The organism is Nitratidesulfovibrio oxamicus, assembly GCF_015731765.1.
GTDB lineage: Bacteria > Desulfobacterota > Desulfovibrionia > Desulfovibrionales > Desulfovibrionaceae > Cupidesulfovibrio > Cupidesulfovibrio oxamicus.
Genome location: NZ_VRYY01000249.1, coordinates 1 through 3,788, shown reverse-complemented (window position 1 = coordinate 3,788; position 3,788 = coordinate 1). Strand labels below are relative to the sequence as shown.

Annotated in this window: 3 protein-coding genes; all 3 read left to right on the top strand. The window is 67.3% G+C overall.

Features of this window, described 5'->3' with window-relative positions:
- Positions 1 to 1,008, top strand: a 1,008-nt coding sequence (ispF, locus tag FVW20_RS09550) for a 2-C-methyl-D-erythritol 2,4-cyclodiphosphate synthase (RefSeq protein ID WP_196609242.1), incomplete at its 5' end; no start/stop codon positions are given.
- A 299-nt stretch (positions 1,009 to 1,307) separates the two neighbouring features.
- Positions 1,308 to 3,059: a long-chain-fatty-acid--CoA ligase gene (locus FVW20_RS09545; RefSeq protein ID WP_196609241.1), complete on the top strand. Its 1,752-nt coding sequence runs from the start codon at positions 1,308 to 1,310 to the stop codon at positions 3,057 to 3,059.
- 91 nt (positions 3,060 to 3,150) lie between these two features.
- On the top strand, positions 3,151 to 3,705 hold the full coding sequence (locus FVW20_RS09540) for a D-aminoacyl-tRNA deacylase (protein WP_196609240.1): 555 nt from the start codon (positions 3,151 to 3,153) through the stop codon (positions 3,703 to 3,705).
- Positions 3,706 to 3,788: the final 83 nt, after the last annotated feature.

The following is a 3,788-nucleotide window of genomic DNA, read 5'->3' as shown; positions in this document are numbered from 1 at the left end:
CTGCCGCGCGAGTGCGATGCGGTGCTGGTGCACGACGCGGCCCGCCCCTTTGCCACGGCGGCATTATCCAACGCCGTGCTCGACGCGCTGGCGGCGGGCGCGCCGGGGGTGGTGCCGGGCGTGACGGTGACGGACACCATCAAGCAGACGGACAATGGCGTGGTCACACACACACCGGACAGGTCCGGGCTGGTGGCGGTGCAGACCCCGCAGGGCTTTGCGCTGTCCGCCCTGCGCGATGCCCATGAACGCGCCCGCGCCGGGGGCTGGACCGTCACCGACGATGCCGCCCTGCTGGAGCGTTGCGGCCTTGACGTGCGCGTGGTGCCCGGCGAGGTCGCCAACGCCAAGATCACCACGCCGGAGGACCTGGCCATGCTGGATGATGCCGAAACCGCCCGCGCCCCGTGGGATGCCCGCAACGGGCAGGCGCGCCTGATCCCCTGCACCGGCTGGGGCTACGATGTGCACCGTTACGTGCTGAAGGAAGGGGCCGGGAGTCCTGGCCAGCCCGGTCGCCCCATGAAGCTGGGCGGCGTGCCCATTCCCGGCGGGCCGGAGGTGGTGGCCCATTCCGACGGCGATGTGCTGCTGCACGCCCTTGCCGATGCCCTGCTGGGGTGCATCGGCGGCGGAGACATCGGCCAGCACTTCCCGGATACCGACGCCGCGCTGGACAACGCCAATTCCGCCGTGCTGCTGGACGAGGTGCTGGGCCTGACCCGCGCCGCCGGGCTGGAAATCACCAACGTGGACCTGACCGTCATCGCCCAGGTGCCCCGGCTGGCCCCGTGGCGCGAGCAGATCCGCCGTAATGTCTGCCGATTGCTGGCCCTGGACGAGACCATGGTGAACGTGAAGGCCACAACGGAAGAAAAGCTGGGCTTCACTGGCGAAAAGAAGGGGCTGAAGGCTGTCGCCGCCGTGACCGGCCTGCGCCCCGTGCGGACAGGCCGCCCCGGCGATTCCGGCGCAGCCGGGGGCGCGGTCGACACAGTCGGCGCCTGAGCTGGCACGGTACGGGCTGAAATCCCGCGCCGCCGGATACGCATTCTCCCGGCGGGCACCATTTACCCGGTAGACTCGCATTCGCCCGGCGGGCACGCATTGGACACGGGATGCCCTTTTCCCCGTGCCATGGGACTTGCGCGGGCGGGGGCCGCATAGTACAAATCCGAAGGTTTGCCTTCCATCCCCTTGAACACACGAACAATACGGGCCAGCGCCAGCGCCCGTGCGCCGCATGTGCCTTGCCGGGCCGGGCGGAACGCGCGGAATGACGTGGCGGCCACGGTCCGCCACCACGTATGACCGAAACCACACCCCTCGCCGATTTCCCCTGGCTGGCCAGCTACGATGCGGGCGTACCCGCCAACATCAGCTACGAAACCTTCCCGCTGTTCACCCTGCTTGACAGGGCCGCGGAACGCACACCCCGCCGCACGGCCATCGCCTTCCGCAACTACCGCATCAGCTACGCCAGGCTGCGCCAACTGGCAGAGGTCATGGCAGCCAACCTGCGCGCCCAGGGCGTGCGGCGCGGGGACAAGGTGTCGATCATGCTGCCCAACCTGCCGCAGACTGTCATTGCCTTCTGGGCGGTGCTGAAGGCGGGCGGCGTGGTGGTGATGACCAACCCGCTGTACATGGAAAAGGAACTGGTCCACCAGATCCACGATTCCGGCGCGCGGTTCATGATCGCCCTCGACCTGGTGTGGCCCAAGATAGAGCCGCTGCGCGACAAACTGGGCATCGACAAGTATTTCCTCACCCGCATCGGCGACGGGTTGTCCTTCCCGCTCAACTTCCTGTACGCCTTCAAGGCCAAGCGCGAGGGCACCTGGCGCGAGTTGCCCTTTGACGGCAGGCACGTGCTGCCGTGGAAAACCCTGCTCAAGGGCAAGGCACGCCACTCCACCACCACGTGCAACCCCACCGAAGACCTGGCCGTGCTGCAATACACCGGCGGCACCACGGGCATTTCCAAGGGGGTCATGCTGACGCACCACAACATGTCGGTGAACGTGCAGCAGATCACCACCATCCTTGGCGATGCCCGCGAAATGGACCACTGTTTCCTGGGGCTGATGCCCTACTTCCATGTCTACGGGCTGACCACCTGCCTCACCCTGCCCACGGCCCTTGCGGCCACCATCGTGCCCTTCCCGCGCTATGTCCCGCGCGACGTGCTGGTGGGCATCCAGAAACACAAGCCCACCATCTTCCCCGGCGCGCCCTCCATCTACATCTCGCTGATGCAGCAGAAGGAAGTGGGCGACTACGACCTGACCTCCATCCGCTACTGCATTTCGGGCTCGGCCCCCATGCCTGTGGAACATATCAAACGGTTCCGTGAACTTACCGGGGCGCAGGTCATAGAGGGATTCGGCCTGACGGAGGCCTCGCCGGTCACCCACCTGAACCCCATCCACGGGGTCAGCAAGCCCGGCTCCATCGGCATCCCCTTTCCGGACACCGAGGCGCGCATCGTGGACATGGAGGTGGGCCTGGTGCCGCTGCCCGCAGGCAAGGTGGGCGAACTGATCATCCGCGGCCCGCAGGTCATGAAGGGCTACTGGAACCGTCCAGACGAAACCGCCAACACCCTGCGCAACGGCTGGCTGTACACCGGCGACATCGCCACCATGGACGAGGACGGCTACTTCACCATCGTTGACCGCAAGAAGGACATGTTCCTGGTGGGCGGCTACAACGTGTACCCGCGCGAGATCGACGAGGTGCTGCACGAACACCCCAGGATCAAGGAAGCGGTGACCGTGGGCGTGCCCCACCCCACGCGCGGCGAGATGATCAAGGCCTTCGTGGTGGTCAAGACCGGCGAAAAGCTGAGCAAGGCCGAAGTGGTGGCCCACTGCCGCGAAAAGCTGGCCAACTACAAGGTGCCCAAGCAGGTGGAATTCCGCGATGATCTGCCCAAGACCGTGGTGGGCAAGGTGCTGCGCCGCATCCTGCGCACCGAGGAAGAAGAGAAGCTGAAGGCGGAACTGGCCGCGTCTCCTGCAACAGCCGCCGCGTCCGACGACGACGGAGCGCAGTAGGGCGACAGGCCTGCCTGCCCCTGGCTTTCCCTGGCTGACAAGCGGGGGACGGCGTTCCGCACCCGTCTCCGTCACGGAATAGAGGAACGACATGCGACTGCTGTTGCAACGGGCACGCCGGGGATCGGTGGCGGTAAACGGTGAAATCGTGGCCGCCATCGGGCCGGGGCTGGTGGTGCTGGCGGGCTTTGGCCCGCGCGATACCGCCGCGCTGCCCGGCGAGCCACGCTGGGCGGGCATGATCGACAAGATGCTGGACCTGCGCGTGTTTCCCGACGACGCGGGAAAGATGAACGTGGGCCTGCGCGGATGGCCGGTGCCCGACAGCATGCAGGACGTGGAGGACAGCTGCATTGTTTCCTGCGCCCCGCTGGGCCAACTGCTGCTGGTGCCCCAGTTCACCCTGCACGCCGACTGCCGCAAGGGCCGCCGCCCCTCGTTTTCCTCCGCCGCGCCGCCCGCCGTGGCCGAGCGCCTGTTCGACCAACTGTCCACCGATATTGACGCACGCCTGCCGGGGCGGGTACGCTGTGGCATCTTCGCGGCCGACATGGATGTCTCCCTCGTCAACTGGGGGCCGGTGACCATCTGGCTGAGCGACGACGACCTCTTTCCGGAGCGGCGACCACCCCATGGCGGCGGATGACATCACCCTTCTCATCGCCGCGCCCTCGCCGCTGACGCGCGAGGCGCTGCGCCGCCTGCCCGGCACGGGCCGCACCGTGCTGC